General features: G+C 72.4%; 11 protein-coding genes. 5 read left to right on the top strand and 6 right to left on the bottom strand.

Going from position 1 to position 13,873, the window contains the following annotated elements:
• Positions 1 to 40: 40 nt before the first annotated feature.
• The 5 genes from WMF11_RS30045 to WMF11_RS30065 all read right to left on the bottom strand — a co-directional run bounded on the left by WMF11_RS30045 (position 41) and on the right by WMF11_RS30065 (position 6,791).
• Positions 41 to 1,012, bottom strand: a complete 972-nt coding sequence (locus WMF11_RS30045) for an OmpA family protein (protein ID WP_437902677.1) — start codon at positions 1,010 to 1,012, stop codon at positions 41 to 43.
• Positions 1,013 to 1,029: 17 nt separating this feature from the next.
• On the bottom strand, positions 1,030 to 1,431 hold the full coding sequence (locus WMF11_RS30050) for a DUF4398 domain-containing protein (RefSeq protein WP_437902678.1): 402 nt from the start codon (positions 1,429 to 1,431) through the stop codon (positions 1,030 to 1,032).
• A 102-nt stretch (positions 1,432 to 1,533) separates the two neighbouring features.
• Positions 1,534 to 3,471 (bottom strand): DEAD/DEAH box helicase, encoded by a 1,938-nt coding sequence (locus tag WMF11_RS30055; protein WP_437973142.1) that lies wholly within the window; start codon positions 3,469 to 3,471, stop codon positions 1,534 to 1,536.
• Positions 3,472 to 3,738: 267 nt separating this feature from the next.
• Entirely contained in the window at positions 3,739 to 5,625 is a 1,887-nt protein-coding gene (locus WMF11_RS30060) for a glycoside hydrolase family 9 protein (RefSeq protein WP_437973143.1), read from the bottom strand.
• Between the two features lie 266 nt (positions 5,626 to 5,891).
• Positions 5,892 to 6,791 carry a 1,4-dihydroxy-2-naphthoyl-CoA synthase gene (locus tag WMF11_RS30065; RefSeq protein WP_437542090.1) on the bottom strand — a complete coding sequence of 300 codons (900 nt, stop codon included), beginning with the start codon at positions 6,789 to 6,791 and terminating at the stop codon, positions 5,892 to 5,894.
• A 356-nt stretch (positions 6,792 to 7,147) separates the two neighbouring features.
• Here WMF11_RS30065 and WMF11_RS30070 point away from each other — a divergent pair, with 356 nt between their 5' ends.
• The 5 genes from WMF11_RS30070 to WMF11_RS30090 all read left to right on the top strand — a co-directional run bounded on the left by WMF11_RS30070 (position 7,148) and on the right by WMF11_RS30090 (position 13,004).
• Complete coding sequence (locus WMF11_RS30070) at positions 7,148 to 8,326, top strand: PAS domain-containing protein (RefSeq protein WP_437902681.1); 1,179 nt, start codon at positions 7,148 to 7,150, stop codon at positions 8,324 to 8,326.
• Between the two features lie 120 nt (positions 8,327 to 8,446).
• Entirely contained in the window at positions 8,447 to 9,541 is a 1,095-nt protein-coding gene (locus WMF11_RS30075) for a fibrinogen-like YCDxxxxGGGW domain-containing protein (protein ID WP_437973144.1), read from the top strand.
• A gap of 83 nt (positions 9,542 to 9,624) precedes the next feature.
• Positions 9,625 to 10,146 carry a hypothetical protein gene (locus WMF11_RS30080; protein ID WP_437542095.1) on the top strand — a complete coding sequence of 174 codons (522 nt, stop codon included), beginning with the start codon at positions 9,625 to 9,627 and terminating at the stop codon, positions 10,144 to 10,146.
• A gap of 26 nt (positions 10,147 to 10,172) precedes the next feature.
• The gene (locus tag WMF11_RS30085; RefSeq protein ID WP_437542096.1) at positions 10,173 to 10,811 is read left to right on the top strand and encodes a hypothetical protein; all 639 of its coding nucleotides are present in this window, start codon (positions 10,173 to 10,175) and stop codon (positions 10,809 to 10,811) included.
• 111 nt (positions 10,812 to 10,922) lie between these two features.
• The gene (locus tag WMF11_RS30090) at positions 10,923 to 13,004 is read left to right on the top strand and encodes a protein kinase domain-containing protein (RefSeq protein ID WP_437973145.1); all 2,082 of its coding nucleotides are present in this window, start codon (positions 10,923 to 10,925) and stop codon (positions 13,002 to 13,004) included.
• A gap of 55 nt (positions 13,005 to 13,059) precedes the next feature.
• Here WMF11_RS30090 and WMF11_RS30095 read toward each other — a convergent pair whose 3' ends face one another.
• Entirely contained in the window at positions 13,060 to 13,827 is a 768-nt protein-coding gene (locus WMF11_RS30095; RefSeq protein WP_437973146.1) for a hypothetical protein, read from the bottom strand.
• Positions 13,828 to 13,873: the final 46 nt, after the last annotated feature.

The raw sequence follows: 13,873 nt of genomic DNA on the forward strand, positions 1-13,873 counted from the left end.
CACCGCCGGCGCCCCCGACACAACGTGGGGCAGGGCGCTTCTACTGCTGGGTGGTGGGATTGACGATGATCTCGACGCGCCGGTTGTTGGCCCGGCCCTCGGTGCTCGTGTTCTCCGCCACGGGGCGGTCCGGCCCGTGGCCGACGGTCGCGATCTTGTCCCCGGGCAGCCCCGCCGTGATGAGGTGGGCCTTCACGGAGTCGGCGCGCTCCAGCGAGAGCTTGCGGTTCGCCTGGGCGGAGCCGGTCGAGTCGGTATGCCCCTCGATCCTGATGGGCGGCGACCCCTGGTCCTTCAGCGTGGCCGCGACCTGGCTGAGCTTCTCCTTGGCGATCGGCAGGAGCTCGGACTTGCCCGAGGCGAAGAGCACCGCGCCGGAGAGCGTGATGACCACGCCGCGCTTCTCCTCCTTCACCGCGGCGATCTCCTTGAGGCTCGCGAGCGCCGCGTTCGCGACGCGCTCGGCCTCCCGCCGCGCCGCCTCGGCCTCCTGGCGGGCCTTCTCGGCCGCGGTGCGCGCGCTCTCGGCCTGCAGCCGCGCGCTCTCGGCCTGCTGCTGCGCGGTCTCGGCCTGGGCGCGCGCGTGCCGCTCGCGCTCGATCTGCTGCTGGCCGCTGTGCAGCGCCTCCCTCGCGCTGGCGAGCTGCTGCTGCGAGAGGTCCTTGAAGGCGTCCTCGGCCGCGGCCTTGTCGCGCTGCGCCTGCAGCATCGCCGCCGCCGCCTCGGCCTCCTGGGCCTTGCGGTCGGCGATGTACGCGAGATCGCGCGTCTGCGGGGCCTCGGGCTCCTCGCCGAACGCCCCCTCGGCGCGGGAGAGCGCCTGCTTCGCCGTGTCGAGCTGGGCGGGCGCGAGGCGCGAGGCGGCGCCTTCCGCGGCGCGCCTGTAGCTCGCGCGGGCGTCGACGAGCTCCTTCGGCGGGACCGCCGCGCCGCACCCCGACGCCGCGTAGAGCGCGGCGCACAGGGCGAGAGACCGGGCAGGCCAGGACGGGTTCTTCACCAGGGAAGCCATCAGCATCACCTCTCGCTTCACTTGACCCCCGTCTGCTTCATTTTCTCGACCTGCTTCAGCGCCTCCTGCGCCTCGGCCTGCGTGGAGCGCGCCTTCGCGAGCGCCAGCGCGAGCTCGGCGTCGGCCTCGGCGCGCTGGAGGAGGCGCGTGGCGGACTCGTTGTCCTCGGCCTGCATCTGCTGCTTGGCCTTCTCGAGCTGCTCGCGCGCGAGCTTCAGGTGGAGGGTGGCCTGCGGGTCGGACCCGGCGCCCATCTCGTCGGCCGCGCGGATGGCGGCCTGGGACGAGGCGAGCTGGTCGTTCGGCGGAGGCACGGTGCCGCCGCACGCGGCGAGCGCAAGACCGAGCACTGCAGCGAGCACCGCGGCCGGGCTCGCGAGGCGGCGTAGGGGTGGCTTGTTGATCGGGCTTCGGTTCACCCGGCCGTTGTACAACACCCGAGGTCTCCGAGAAATCAGGAAACCCCTGTCATTGCGAGCGATCTCGGCCGTCTGCCTCGGTCCGCCGCGCCGGGACAGGCGCTACTCGACGCGCATCGAGCTCGCGCGGACGATGCGGATCCGCGCGTCACGCGCGTCGGGCTGGTTGACCGCGCGCGCGAACTCGGGCGCGGCCGGGGAGGCCACCTCGACGACGGACGCGGTGGAGCCGATGCGGATCGCGCCGATCTGCTGGCTCGACACGCCGCCGCGGCGGCACACGAGCGCGAGCAGGCGCCGGGGGTCGGCGCCGTGGCGCTCCCCCCAGTTGACCTGGAAGGGCACGAAGGGGAGGCGCGGGGGCTGCTCCCCGTTGCCTTGACGAGCGGCGGGGCGAGCGCGCGACGGCGCCTCGGACCAGGGCGGCGCGGAAGGCCGGGCGCGCGACGGCGCCCCGGACCAGGGCGGCGCCGGCGGCCGGGCGCGCGACGGCGCCCCGGACCAGGGCGGCGCCGGCGGCCTGGCGCGCGACGGATGCGGCTCGGAGCGGGGCGGCGCGACGGCGGTGACGGGCTGCGGAGCGCAGGGGCCGGTGTGCTTCGCCCGCGCGAGGAGGGCCGCGACGAGCTCGGTCGCGTCCATGTCCGCGAGCAGGCGGGCGGCGAGCTCCCTGTGCCGCGCCTCGGGCGCGGGGCCGGACGCCTCGCGCGGGGCGCGCACGTTCGCGTCGACCGCGGCCGCGTCGACCGCGTCGCCCGCAGCCGCGTCGACCGAGGCCGCGTCGACCGCGACCGCGTCGACCGAGGCCGCGCCCTCCCGGCGCGCCGGGGCGAGCTCGGCGGCGAGCCGCTCGTCGGCGGCGCGGAGCACGTCGTCCGGCGACGGCGCCGGCCGGAACGTGGCCTCGACGCGCGCGCGCCGGAGCAGCCTCAGCGCGTGCTCTCGCGCGAACGGCGCGACGAGCAGCACGCTCGTCCCCTTGCGGCCCGCCCGGCCGGTGCGGCCGCTCCGGTGCGTGAAGATCTCGGGATCGCCCGGGGGATCGGCGTGGATGACGCGCCCGACCTCGGGGACGTCGATGCCGCGCGCGGCCACGTCGGTCGCGACGAGGGTCGTGACGGCGCCCGAGCGAAACGCGTCGAGCGTGCGGGTCCGCTCGCGCTGCTCGAGGTCGCCGCTCAGGGCGCGCGCGGGCAAGCCAAGCGCGGTGAGCTTGTCGGCGAGCTCGGCGGCGCCCTCGCGGGTGCGCACGAAGACGAGCGTGCGCTCGCCGGGCGCGAGGAGCAGCAGGTTCACGACCGCCGCGTCGCGCTCCGCCGGCAGCACGAGGTGGGCGACGTGGGCGATGTCGCCGTTCGCGGCGCCGGGGCGCGTGCCCTCGACGCTCACCGCGTCCCGCTGGAAGCGATCGGCGAGCGCGCGGACCTCGCGGGAGAAGGTGGCCGACACGAGGTGGGTCTGGCGATCCTCGGGCATCTTGCCGACGATCGCCTCGAGGTCGTCGCGGAAGCCGAGGTCGAGCATCTGGTCCGCCTCGTCGAGCACGAGGGAGAGGACGCCGCGGGGGTCGAGGGTCCCGCGCTCCAGGTGATCGAGCAGGCGGCCGGGCGTCCCGGCGATGACAAGGGGGTCGCGCCGCAGCGAGCGCGCCTCGGCGCCGAAGCTGGTGCCGCCGGTGACGCACGCGACGCGCGCGCCGAGGGGCGCGAGCAGCCAGCTGAGCTCGCCGGCGATCTGCGCGGCGAGCTCGCGCGTCGGCGCGATGATCACCGCGGCCGGAGCCGCGACGGTGCGCGGCGCGCCGTCGGGCGCGGCCGCGGCGGCGCGGTCGGCGAGGGCGCGCTCGAGGCGGGGGGCGAGCGCGAGGCCGATGGCCACGGTCTTTCCGGAGCCGGTCTGCGACGAGACACGAAGGTCCCGCCCGGCGAGCTCAGGGGCGAGGACAGCCTGTTGGACGGGGGTGAGTGAGGTGAAGCCGCGGCGGGCGAGGGCGCCCGCGAGCGGCGCGGGCAAGGCGTCGAGCGATGAGGCTGGATTCATGAAAGCCGCGCAACCTAGCAGAACCTGGACGGTTGTCGCGGCCAATCGCGTACCGAGCGTGGCGCAGCGCGGCGCGGCTGCGCTGCGCTCCGGGGGCGGGGGAGCTCCCCCGCCCTGCCGGGATGATGGAACCGCCAGGGCGCCAGAAGACGCCAGAGAGCGCCAGAAGACGCCAATATTATTGAGATTTTCTTGGCATCCTTGGCGTCCTTGGCGGCTCAGAAGCCCCGAGTTTCAGTCAGCGTGCCTCACCCGCCGCGCTCCGGATCACTGGGCGCTCGCCTTGGCCTTCTCGTCGAGCCAGGCCACCGTCCACGCGAACGGGCTGTTCCAGTTGATGGTGATCTCGTTGACCGACCACGCCCCGATGTCGTCGAGGTAGCACTTCTGCGGGGCGCACTTCGCGCGCTCGGCCGTCTCGTCGAGCGCCGCTTGCGCCACCTCATCCTCCAGCCCGGAGTTCGGCCCACCGGAGACCGCGCCGGGCGGGGCGGACGGGAACGACGCGTCCACCTGGTGCGCCCAGAAGCGATGATGCGGGTTCTCGAGCGGGTTCTCGCCGTAACCGGAGACATAGGACTTGTCCATCGGGTTGCGCCCGAGGAGGTAATCCGCGCCCGACGCCACGCCGTCGAAGTACTTTTGCTCGCCGGTGAAGTCGTGGGCGAGCGCCAGGACCAGCATGTTGTTGAGCACGAACGAGTTGGAGCCCCAGGGATACCCTTTCGCGTTCGCCTTGAAGGGCACCCGGTAGCCCTCCGCCCCGATGACCTCGAGGTACTTGTCGGCGATGGCGACGAGCTTCGTCCGGGCCGCCTCACGCTCCGCCGCGGCGTGCTGGGCCTCGACAACGGCGAGCGAGATGGCGCCCAGCCCGTCGACCTGCCCCCACGTCATGGCGCTGAACGTGCCGTCCACGCCGCCGAGCTCCTCGTTGTAGGGCGACGCCGCGAGCTCAGCCTGATACCTGGCGCCCTCCGTGGTGAGGAAGAGCTCGGCGGCCGCCCAGTAGAACTCGTCGCTCAGCTCGGCGTCCCCGTAGCCGCCGCCGCCCACGACGCCGCTCTCGTCCGGCACCACCTTCGGGTTCGCCTTCGCCGCGGTCCACGCCCGCGTCGCGGCCTCGAGGCACTGGGCCGAGAACGTGGGATCGAGCTCGCGCCAGATGCGCGCGGCCTGGGCCGCGGTGGCGGCCAGGTTGAGCGTCGCCGCCGTGCTGACCGGGCGCAGGAAGCGCGGCTGCGGATCCTCGTGCGGCGGCAGCGGCAGGCCGGTCCACTCCAGGTCGTGGATCTTGTGGTGCACCATGCCCGCGCTCGCCTGGCCCTCCGGCACCTGCATCGCGAGCATGAACTCGATCTCCCACCGGGCCTCGTCGAGGAGGTCGGGGATCTGGTTCGCGTTCTCGGGGATCTTCAGCTTGCCGTCGCCGAAGTCGTCCGCCGTGGACCCGAGCGCGACGAAGCGCTCGTACTGGTTCAGCAACGTCCAGGCGGAGATACCGCCGTTGACAACGTACTTGCCGTGATCGCCGGCGTCGTACCACCCGCCGGTGACATCGAGCGTGTACGTGCAGCCGATATCCGCGCCGCAAGGGGCCTCGTCCGGCAGGTGCCCCGCCGGGCGCGCGTGGTCCGGGCCAACGTACTGCTCCAGGATCTCGATGCCGGAGCGGTTGTGATAGAAGTACGCGAGCGCGTCGTACTTCATCTGAGAGTAGATGGTCGAGCCCACGTCGAACGGGTGGCTCGACACCTCCCCGACACGGAGGGTGTACCCCTCGCCGGGGGTGGTGAAGCCGCTGAAGTCGATGGTGTGCACGTGCTCGCCGGAGCTCGCGTCATCGCCCACGACGCGGGTCGCCCCGCTGGCGACCACCGTGCCGCCGGCGTCCACGAGCTCCCACGCATGCGGCTTGTCGGCCTCGGCGACGACCGTGGCGACCTTGGCGGCGGCCGGCAGGTACCCGACCTGGTTCACGCGGATCAGCTCGGTGCCCGACGGCGGCACCGTCTCGATCGGCGCCTCGCCCCCCGTGCCCCCCGTGCCCCCCGTGCCCCCCGTGCCCCCCGTGCCGCCGGCGCCGCCAGAAGCCCCCGCGCCGCCAGCGCCACCCGCGCCGCCGGAAGCCCCCGCGCCGCCCGCGCCGTCCAAGGGGCTATCGTCGCCGCAGCCAACAACCGTGAGGCCGCCCGCGAGCGCCAGAAGAAGAGACCCACCCAAACACAGCCAGGAACGCTCCCGACGAGCCGACTTTGCAGCCAAAAGACAAAGCATGATGCGTATCTCCAGGTAAAGTTGAAGCCGCGCGGCCAGACGGCGCACACGGAATCTTACAGCGCCGTCACCATCGATGAAGTCGATGTCGGTGTCAAGCGCGATTGTGGGCTCCGGGCGTGGGAGCGGGCGACGCGTGGTCGTCAGTAGTGCCAGGGATAACGGGTGAAGTCCGGGCGGCGCTTCTCCAGGAAGGCGTCTCGACCCTCCTTCGCCTCCTCGGTGCCGTAGGCGAGCCGCGTCGCCTCGCCGGCGAAGAGCTGCTGTCCGACGAGCCCCTCGTCAGGCAGGTTGAAGCCGTACTTCAGCATCCGCATCGCGGTCGGGCTCTTCGAGTTGATGATGGCGCCCCACCGCAGCGCCTCCTCCTCGAGATCCGCGTGAGGGACGACGGCGTTGACCATCCCCATCGCCGCCGCCTGCTCCGCCGTGTAATCGAGCCCGAGGAAGAAGATCTCCCGCGCCTTCTTCTGCCCGACCTGCCGCGCGAGCAGCGCCGAGCCATACCCGCTGTCGAAGCTCGCGACGTCCGGGTCCGTCTGCTTGAACATCGCGTGCTCGCGGCTCGCCAGCGTCATGTCGCACACCACGTGGAGGCTGTGGCCGCCGCCCGCCGCCCAGCCGGGCACCACCGCGATGACGACCTTGGGCATGAACCGGATGAGCCGCTGCACCTCCAGGATGTGGAGCCGGCCGAGCCGCGCCGGGTCGGCCTGCCCCGCGCTCTCCCCCTCGTATTTGTACCCGTCCTTCCCGCGGATGCGCTGATCGCCGCCCGAGCAGAACGCCCAGCCGCCGTCCTTCGGCGAAGGCCCGTTGCCGGTGATCAGCACACAACCCACGTCCGAGGTCGTGCGCGCGTCCTCGAGCGCGGTGTACAGCTCATCGACGGTGCGGGGACGAAACGCGTTGCGGACCTCGGGGCGGTTGAACGCGATGCGGACGGTGCCCTGGTCCACGGCGCGGTGATAGGTGAGATCCTCGAACGAGAACCCATCGACCTCACGCCAGCGCGCCGGGTTGAAAATCGCAGAGACGGTCATGGCCCACTCCTTTGGGGCGCGGACCGTACTCGCCTCATCGTGGGCTGGCAACCTCGGCGACATGACAGTGGCGACCTCCGGGCGCGCGCGTGTTCGCCGGCCCCGGGCGTCCCTCTGGCGCAGCCGGCCCAGCACGCCCGCTACCCAGCCTCCCGATACCCTTGACACATAAGCCGATCTCGTGGACAAGCAGGCTTCGACGCGCGGGGAGGTCGACGTCGCGCCGCCTGGGGATTGCGCGCGCGCGCTCTGGCCAGGCGGCGCGCGAGGCGCTCGCCGGCGTTCGGACAGGAGAATCGCTGATGGCGGGCGGCCTCGAAGGCGGGCGCGCTCTGCCTGCCCGCGAGGGGGACGACATGGGCTTGAGCTATGAACGACTTTTCCAGATCTCGTCAGGACTCCTCGCCACCGCGGACGCGCGTGGCTACTTCCGTGATCTGAGCTCTTCCTGGGAGCATGCCCTCGGCTGGTCCCTCGACGAGCTCAGGGCCAGGCCCTACATCGAGCTCGTCCACCCCGACGACCGCGAGGCCACGCTCGCCGAGGCCACCGCCCTCTTCCAGGGTCGCGCGAACGGCCGGTTCGACAACCGTTATGTGTGCAAGGACGGCTCGTACCGGTGGCTCGGCTGGACCGCCCGGGTGGACATGGACGAAGCGCCCTCGGAACGGCTCATGGTCGCCACGGCGCTCGACCTGACGAGCGACCGGGAGCGGACCGCGCAGCTCACGCAGGCGGCGGAGCTGACCACGGTCTACGAGAAGCTGTTCCGGGTGTCCGTGGGCCTGCTCGTGACCCTGGACGCAGAGGGGTACTTCCGCCACGCCAACCCGGCCTGGGAGCGCACCCTCGGCTGGTCCCCCTCGGAGATGATCGCGAAGCCGTTCATCGAGTTCGTCCACCCCGACGACCGCGAGGCCACGCTCGCCGAGGCCGCCGCGCTCTTCCAGGGCCACACGACCATCAAGTTCGACAACCGGTACGCGTGCAAGGACGGCTCGTACAGGTGGCTCGCGTGGACCGCTCACCTGGACGCGGCGGAGGAGCCGTCGCGCCGCCTCGTCTATGGCACCGCCCACGACGTCACGCCGTACAGGGACCTGCTCGACAAGCTGGAGCGGACGCTCGCGCGGCTCCGCGACACGATGCAGGCGATGTCGACGCCGCTCATCCCGATCACCGATCGCATCATGGTCATGCCCCTCGTGGGCCAGATGGACTCGGAGCGGATCGATCAGGTGATGTCGGCCGCGCTCGCTGGAGTCCAGTCCACCCAGGCTCAGGCGGTCATCCTCGACGTGACAGGGCTCAAGGAGATCGACACGCGGGTCGCCGCCGGCCTCGTCGACACCGCGAAGGCGCTGCAGCTGCTCGGCGCACGGACGATCCTGACCGGCATCCGGCCAGCGGTGGCGCAGACGCTCGTCGGGCTCTCGCTCGATCTGGCGGGCCTCCTGACCAAGAGCACGCTCCAGAGCGCCATCGCCTTTGCGCTGCAAAGCGACCAGGGCGCGCCACGGGCACTCGCCCAATAAAAGCGTCGGAAACGTGCCGGCGCGCAGCGGCGGAGCGGCCGAGCGCGCGGGGCGGATGCGCGCGCCGGGGGGCCTGGTGTATAAGGCCGCGTGGCGTGTGTTCGTGTCCCCGGAGGTCGCATGTCGCTCGGCCAAGGTTCGGTCGCAGGAGCCTGCTGCGCGGCCATCGCGCTGCTCACCGCCGTGTCGGCCTGCTCGACCAGGGTGCGGAGGTTCGGAGACGACGACGCCGGAGGCGGCGGGAGCGCCTCGGCGTCGAGCGCCGGCGGCTCGGCCGGGAGCGCCGGCGAGGGCGGCTCTGCCTCGAGCGTCGGCGGCGGCTCTGCGTCGAGCGGCGGGAGCGGGTGCGAGCCCGGTCGCCAGGAGGCCTGTTACGGTGGTCTGCCCGCCACGTTGAACCGCGGAGCCTGCCGCGCCGGCGTGAAGATCTGCGACGAGGAAGGGAACGGGTTCGGCCCGTGCGCCGGAGAGGTGCTGCCCGCCGCCGAGCGCTGCGACACCGCCGAGGACGAGGACTGCGACGGCGCGAGCAACAAGGGGTGCGCCTACCGCCGGTGCGCGGACGTCCCCCGCGGCCTGCCGAGCGGCGTGTACACCCTCGATCTGGACGGAGCCGGCGGAGATCCCGAGTTCCCCGTGGTGTGCGATCTGGAGACGGACGGAGGAGGGTGGGCGCTCGTCTACAACAGCGTCGGTTCGGCGGAGGGAACGACGCTGTCGTTCTGGGACATCCCGTACGCCGAGCGGCTCGGGACCAAGGGCGAGCCGGCGCTCGAGCGGAACTTCTACAGGGGCTCCCTCTACCTCGTCGGCCGGGAGTACCGCGACGAGATCGCGGATATCAAGGGCACCGTCGCGGAGGTCATGCGGGCGACCGCCGAGGGCATCGACACGACGACCATGAAGCTCCTCCGCCCCCTGCACGTCTCCGGGGACGCCGACGTCTTCTTCTCCCATTTCCTCTCGGGGTGGTCGTCGGGCGATCACGACGGTGACACTGCCCCCGATAACAACTGCGCCATCGCAGCCCTGAACGTCACGCAGCACTACGCGCAGTGCTGGGAATACAACCTCGGCGCGGACGGGGACGCGCCGTTCGACGACGGCGGCTGGGGTCCCCACCTCGGCACGCACATCGCGGATCAGGCCCGGCTCGCGAACGACAATACGCGGTATACCCGGGTGCGGCGAATCTCTCGCTGGACACGGTGGTGAGCCGGGCCCTCAGGCGTAGCACCGCGCGTACCTTCGCGGATTTGGTGACAATTTCCGAGAGGCTCGGGTATGCTGCCCCGGCCATGCGCTTCTATGCACTGACTTTTTTGACGCTCTTCGCGAGCCTCTGCCTGGCGAGCTGCTGGAACAACGGCGGCTGCGTGGAGGGCGACGCGTGCGAGTGCTCCCAGGGTGACGAGTGTTACCTCGGCTGCGACGGTGACGATTGCGACCAGCGCTGCTTCCAGATGAATCGCTGCGGCGCCGTCTGCGAGCACGGGTGCTCGTTCGAGTGCTTCGACGTCGACGAGTGCTCGGCTTCCTGCGGAGACGACTGCGATCTGCGGTGCCATAACACGACGGCGTGCGGGGCCATCTGCGATCGCGACTGCCGGTACGAGTGCCACGACACGAGCCGGTGCGGCGTCAGCGTCGGCTCGGGCAGCGTCGTGACCTGCCGGAACGTGGCGACCTGCGAGGTCGAGTGCCGGGGCTCATGCGAGGTGTTCTGCGACAACGTGGGCGGCGAGTGCCGCGTCACCTGCCCCGGCGGCGAGGCTGCGGTCATGTGCCCGAACGGCTCGCGCTCGTGCGGCGGATGCTGAGGAGACCGAGACCGATGCAGAGAGCGATGACATCGCAGCTTCGCGCGCCGCGCCTCATGGCCGCCGCGCTCTCGTTCGCGGCGCTGACGATCGGGTGGACCGAGGTCGGCGAGGCGCAGATGACGATCAAGCGCCCCGGCGATCGCCCCGACTACAAGGTCGAGCTGGAGCCGCACCTCCTCCTCACGCCGTTCGAGCCGCTCGGCGGCCCCGGCGCCGGGAACGGCCTTGGCGCCGGGATGCGCGTCACCATCGACATCGCGCCCGACGGCTTCATCAAGCGGATCAACGACTCGGTCGGGATCGGCTTTGGCCTTGACGGCATCCACTACGGAGGGGACGGGGACTACCGCGGCGAGTGCACCCGCTTCGAGAACGGGCCCGCGGGCACGCGTGTCTGCACCGAGGTCGACCGGTACGGGGGGCCCTCGGACTACGTGTTCGGCTCGGTCGTGATGCAGTGGAACTTCTGGCTTCACCGGAAGTGGTCGGTCTTCGGCGAGCCGGGGCTGTCGCTGTATCTCGGCGACGTGGGCCGCAACGGGGTCTTCGGGGTCTCACCGGCCCTGTTCGTCGGCGGGCGCTTCCACTTCACGGAGAACGTGACGCTCACGATGCGGCTCGGATACCCGGCGTTCTCGGTGGGCGTCTCGTTCCTCCTGTGAATTTCGCGCGCTCGCGGACGCCCGCGTCGCGCGCCCCCGCGCCCCTCCCGCGCGTAGAGCGCCTCCTCACCGCTTCCCCGCGACGCCGGCCGACCTGATATCCTGCGCCGCATGCCGGAGACGCCGCGATCCGAAGAGACGCTCGGCTCGGCCTTGGTCGAGGACCTCACGGTCCCGAGGCTCGGCGCGCCGGCCGCGCAGCCCATGGAGGAGCTCTCGAGCTCGGCGCTCACCGAGGACATCGAGGCGATCGAGGCGGCGGCTGCCGGGAGCTCGGGCGGCGACCCGCTGATCGGGAGCCTGATCTCGGGGCGCTACCGCGTCCACGAGCTCATCGGGGAGGGCGGGATGGGCGCCGTCTACCGCGGCGAGCAGGTGCACCTCCGCAAGCAGGTCGCGATCAAGCTGCTCCGGCCCCTCGCCCGGCGGATGCCGGAGCTCGTGGCGCGGTTCGAGCGCGAGGCCGTCGCGGGAGCGCACATCCGGCACCCGAACGTCGTCGCCGCCATCGATTTCGGTCAGCTGGACGACGCGTCGTTCTTCCTCGTCCTCGAGTACGTCGAGGGCACGCCGCTCAAGGAGGCGATCTCGGGGGGACGGCTCCCGCCCGCGCGGGCGCTCCGCATCGCGCGTCAGATCGCGTCGGCGCTCGCGGCGGCGCACGAGAAGGGCATCGTCCACCGCGATGTGAAGCCCCAGAACGTCCTGCTCGACGCGCACGATCAGGTCAGGCTCATCGATTTCGGGCTCGCGAAGGTGAACGTCGATCTCCTGTCCAGCCAGAGCCGCAAGACGGCGACGCCGAGCCCCGCCCTGACCAGCGCCGGCGAGGTCTTCGGCACGCTCGCGTACCTCGCGCCGGAGGCGCTGCGCGGGATGGACGCGGTGGACGCGCGCGCGGATCTGTACGCGCTCGGGCTCGTGCTCTACGAGATGCTCACCGGACAGCACCCCTTCGACACGAAGAACGTGGTGGAGCGGCTCAAGCAGCAGGGGCCGGGAGGGCCGCCTGCCCTCCACGTGCGCGCTCCGGATCTCGAGGTGCCGTACGAGGTCCAGCAGGCCGTGATGCGGCTCATGGAGCACGATCCGTCGTTCCGCTTCCAGACGGCGGCCGACGCGATCGCGGCGCTCGACGAGGGGCTCGCGGCGCTCGCTCGTTCGGCGGCGCCGCCGCCGGCAGGGGGCGGGCTCGCCGCGGCTGGGCAGGCCCCGCCGGGCGGGAACAGCGCGGCGAGCGGGGCCGCCGTGGCGGGAGCAGGCATGAGCTTCGCGCCTGGCGCGAGCTCCGCGGCGGGCGGGGCCGCGGCGGGCCAGGTCACGGCGGGCCAGGTCACGGCGGGCGGGGCCGCCGAGCAGGCCGCGAAGGCAGCGCCCAGGGAGCAGGCGCCGTCGGCCTGGCCGGGGCCCCGGGCGACCTTGCTCGCGCGCGCGCACCGCGGGCCCACGGCCTCGGCGCGCTGGGTGCCCGTCGCGGCGGCGCTCTCGGCCCTGGCGGCGCTCGCGATCGGCGTCGCGCTCTGGCTCGTCGTCCGGCGGCCCGCGGCGACCACGGAGGCGCCCGCGGTCGCCTCCGTCGAGCCCCCGGCGCCGGCAGCGCCGCCCCCTCCCGCGTCGGCGAGCGCGGCGCCCGAGGACGACGCCCGCGGCGCCCCGAGCCCGCGCTCGCAGCTCAGCCGGGCGGTGGCGACCAGGAACTGGGTGCTCGGGGCGCGGTCGCTGCTGGCCCTCGCCGAGGCCGATCCGGAGCTCGCCCTGAGCAGGGGCCTGCGCGAAGAGGTGCTCTCCACCGTGGCGGGCATCGGGTTCGAGGAAGACAACCCGGCGGCGGACGAGGTCTTCGACCTGCTCACGAACCGGCTCGGCAGCGGCGGCCTGGACGTGCTGCTCGACCTGGTGCGCGCGCGCGGCGGCACCAAGGCGGCCCGGCGCGCCAGCGAGATCCTGGCCCGGCCCGACGTGATGGCGCGCGCGACCCCCGCGCTCCGCGTCCTCTTCGCGTTCCGCAAGGCCAGCTGCGGCGGCAAGCGGGCGCTCTTCGGCCGCGCCGCGGCCGAGGGGGACGAGCGCATGCTCTTCGAGCTCCAGGTGCTGCACGGCGCGCGGTGCAGGCGGACCGATCCGTGCTGCTTCCGCGACGACAAGGCGATCGCCGACGCGATTCAGCAGCTGAAGACGCGCCTCGGGACGTGACCGGCGCGCGCGGCGCGCCTCCTCTCGGCCGGGCTCCCCGCCGCGCGGGCGCGCCTCAGAGCAGGCCGCAGCCGTTGTAGAGCGGCAGGAGATCGCTGTCGCGCACCTCGCTCCGGATCGTCTCCGAGTAGCTCGGACCGAGCAGCGAGCCCAGGGGCGGCCCGAGCAGCGGCAGCGTGTGGCACGTCTGGTTGCCGGAGACGTCCTCCAGGCAGGTCAGGTCGCAGAGCCCCAGGAAGGCGATACCGCACGTCGGCACGTGGCCGCAGAGCCGCTCCAGCGAGAGGAGGCCGAGATCGAGCGGGCAGCTCAGCGAGAGCGCCGAGAGCTCCCCCGTGAGATCGGGATCGATGCAGGCATACCCGGCGATGGTCCCGGAGAGGAACGCGTTCCCGTACATCGTGGCGTCGCGGACGACGAACTCCGTGTAGGGCTCCTCGTTCAAGGGGCCATCGAGGGCCGGATGGTTGCCCTGCAGCAAGATATCCACATGCTCGCCGGTGCCGTTCAGGTGCTGGAAGATGCACGCCGAGACCCAGCGCTGCTCCGAGGGGGTCAGAGCACGCTCGGTCCATTCCGGCGCGAACCCGAAGGAGCCGTGGAACTCACGGCCGTCCGGACCGTAGACGACCTGATCAGAGGACAGCGCGCAGCGCACGGTGTAGTCGAGCACGCTCGTTCCGCCGGAGGTGCCGAGCAGCGCCGTCGGGGCCACGACGTTGTTGGCGCCGGCGAGCGCGCGCTGGCCGAGCGCGCGGAACGCCGTGCGGTTCGCCGGCGCCCAGAAGTCGCTGGGGAGCAGGCCGTTGCACCCGATGGGCACCGCAGTGCGCCGTATTGGCAGCTCCGCCGTTTCGACGGAGTCGGTG

It is taken from the genome of Sorangium sp. So ce295 (genome assembly GCF_051527405.1).
Taxonomy (GTDB): Bacteria; Myxococcota_A; Polyangia; order Polyangiales; family Polyangiaceae; genus Sorangium; species Sorangium cellulosum_B.

What these genes read in the sequence shown, in the direction of transcription:
- WMF11_RS30045 (WP_437902677.1), bottom strand. Translation starts at nt 1,012, where the DNA reads ATGGCTTCCCTGGTGAAGAACCCGTCCTGGCCTGCCCGGTCTCTCGCC.
- WMF11_RS30055 (WP_437973142.1), bottom strand. Translation starts at nt 3,471, where the DNA reads ATGAATCCAGCCTCATCGCTCGACGCCTTGCCCGCGCCGCTCGCGGGC.
- WMF11_RS30065 (WP_437542090.1), bottom strand. Translation starts at nt 6,791, where the DNA reads ATGACCGTCTCTGCGATTTTCAACCCGGCGCGCTGGCGTGAGGTCGAT.
- WMF11_RS30070 (WP_437902681.1), top strand. Translation starts at nt 7,148, where the DNA reads ATGGGCTTGAGCTATGAACGACTTTTCCAGATCTCGTCAGGACTCCTC.
- WMF11_RS30075 (WP_437973144.1), top strand. Translation starts at nt 8,447, where the DNA reads ATGTCGCTCGGCCAAGGTTCGGTCGCAGGAGCCTGCTGCGCGGCCATC.
- WMF11_RS30080 (WP_437542095.1), top strand. Translation starts at nt 9,625, where the DNA reads ATGCGCTTCTATGCACTGACTTTTTTGACGCTCTTCGCGAGCCTCTGC.
- WMF11_RS30085 (WP_437542096.1), top strand. Translation starts at nt 10,173, where the DNA reads ATGACATCGCAGCTTCGCGCGCCGCGCCTCATGGCCGCCGCGCTCTCG.
- WMF11_RS30090 (WP_437973145.1), top strand. Translation starts at nt 10,923, where the DNA reads ATGCCGGAGACGCCGCGATCCGAAGAGACGCTCGGCTCGGCCTTGGTC.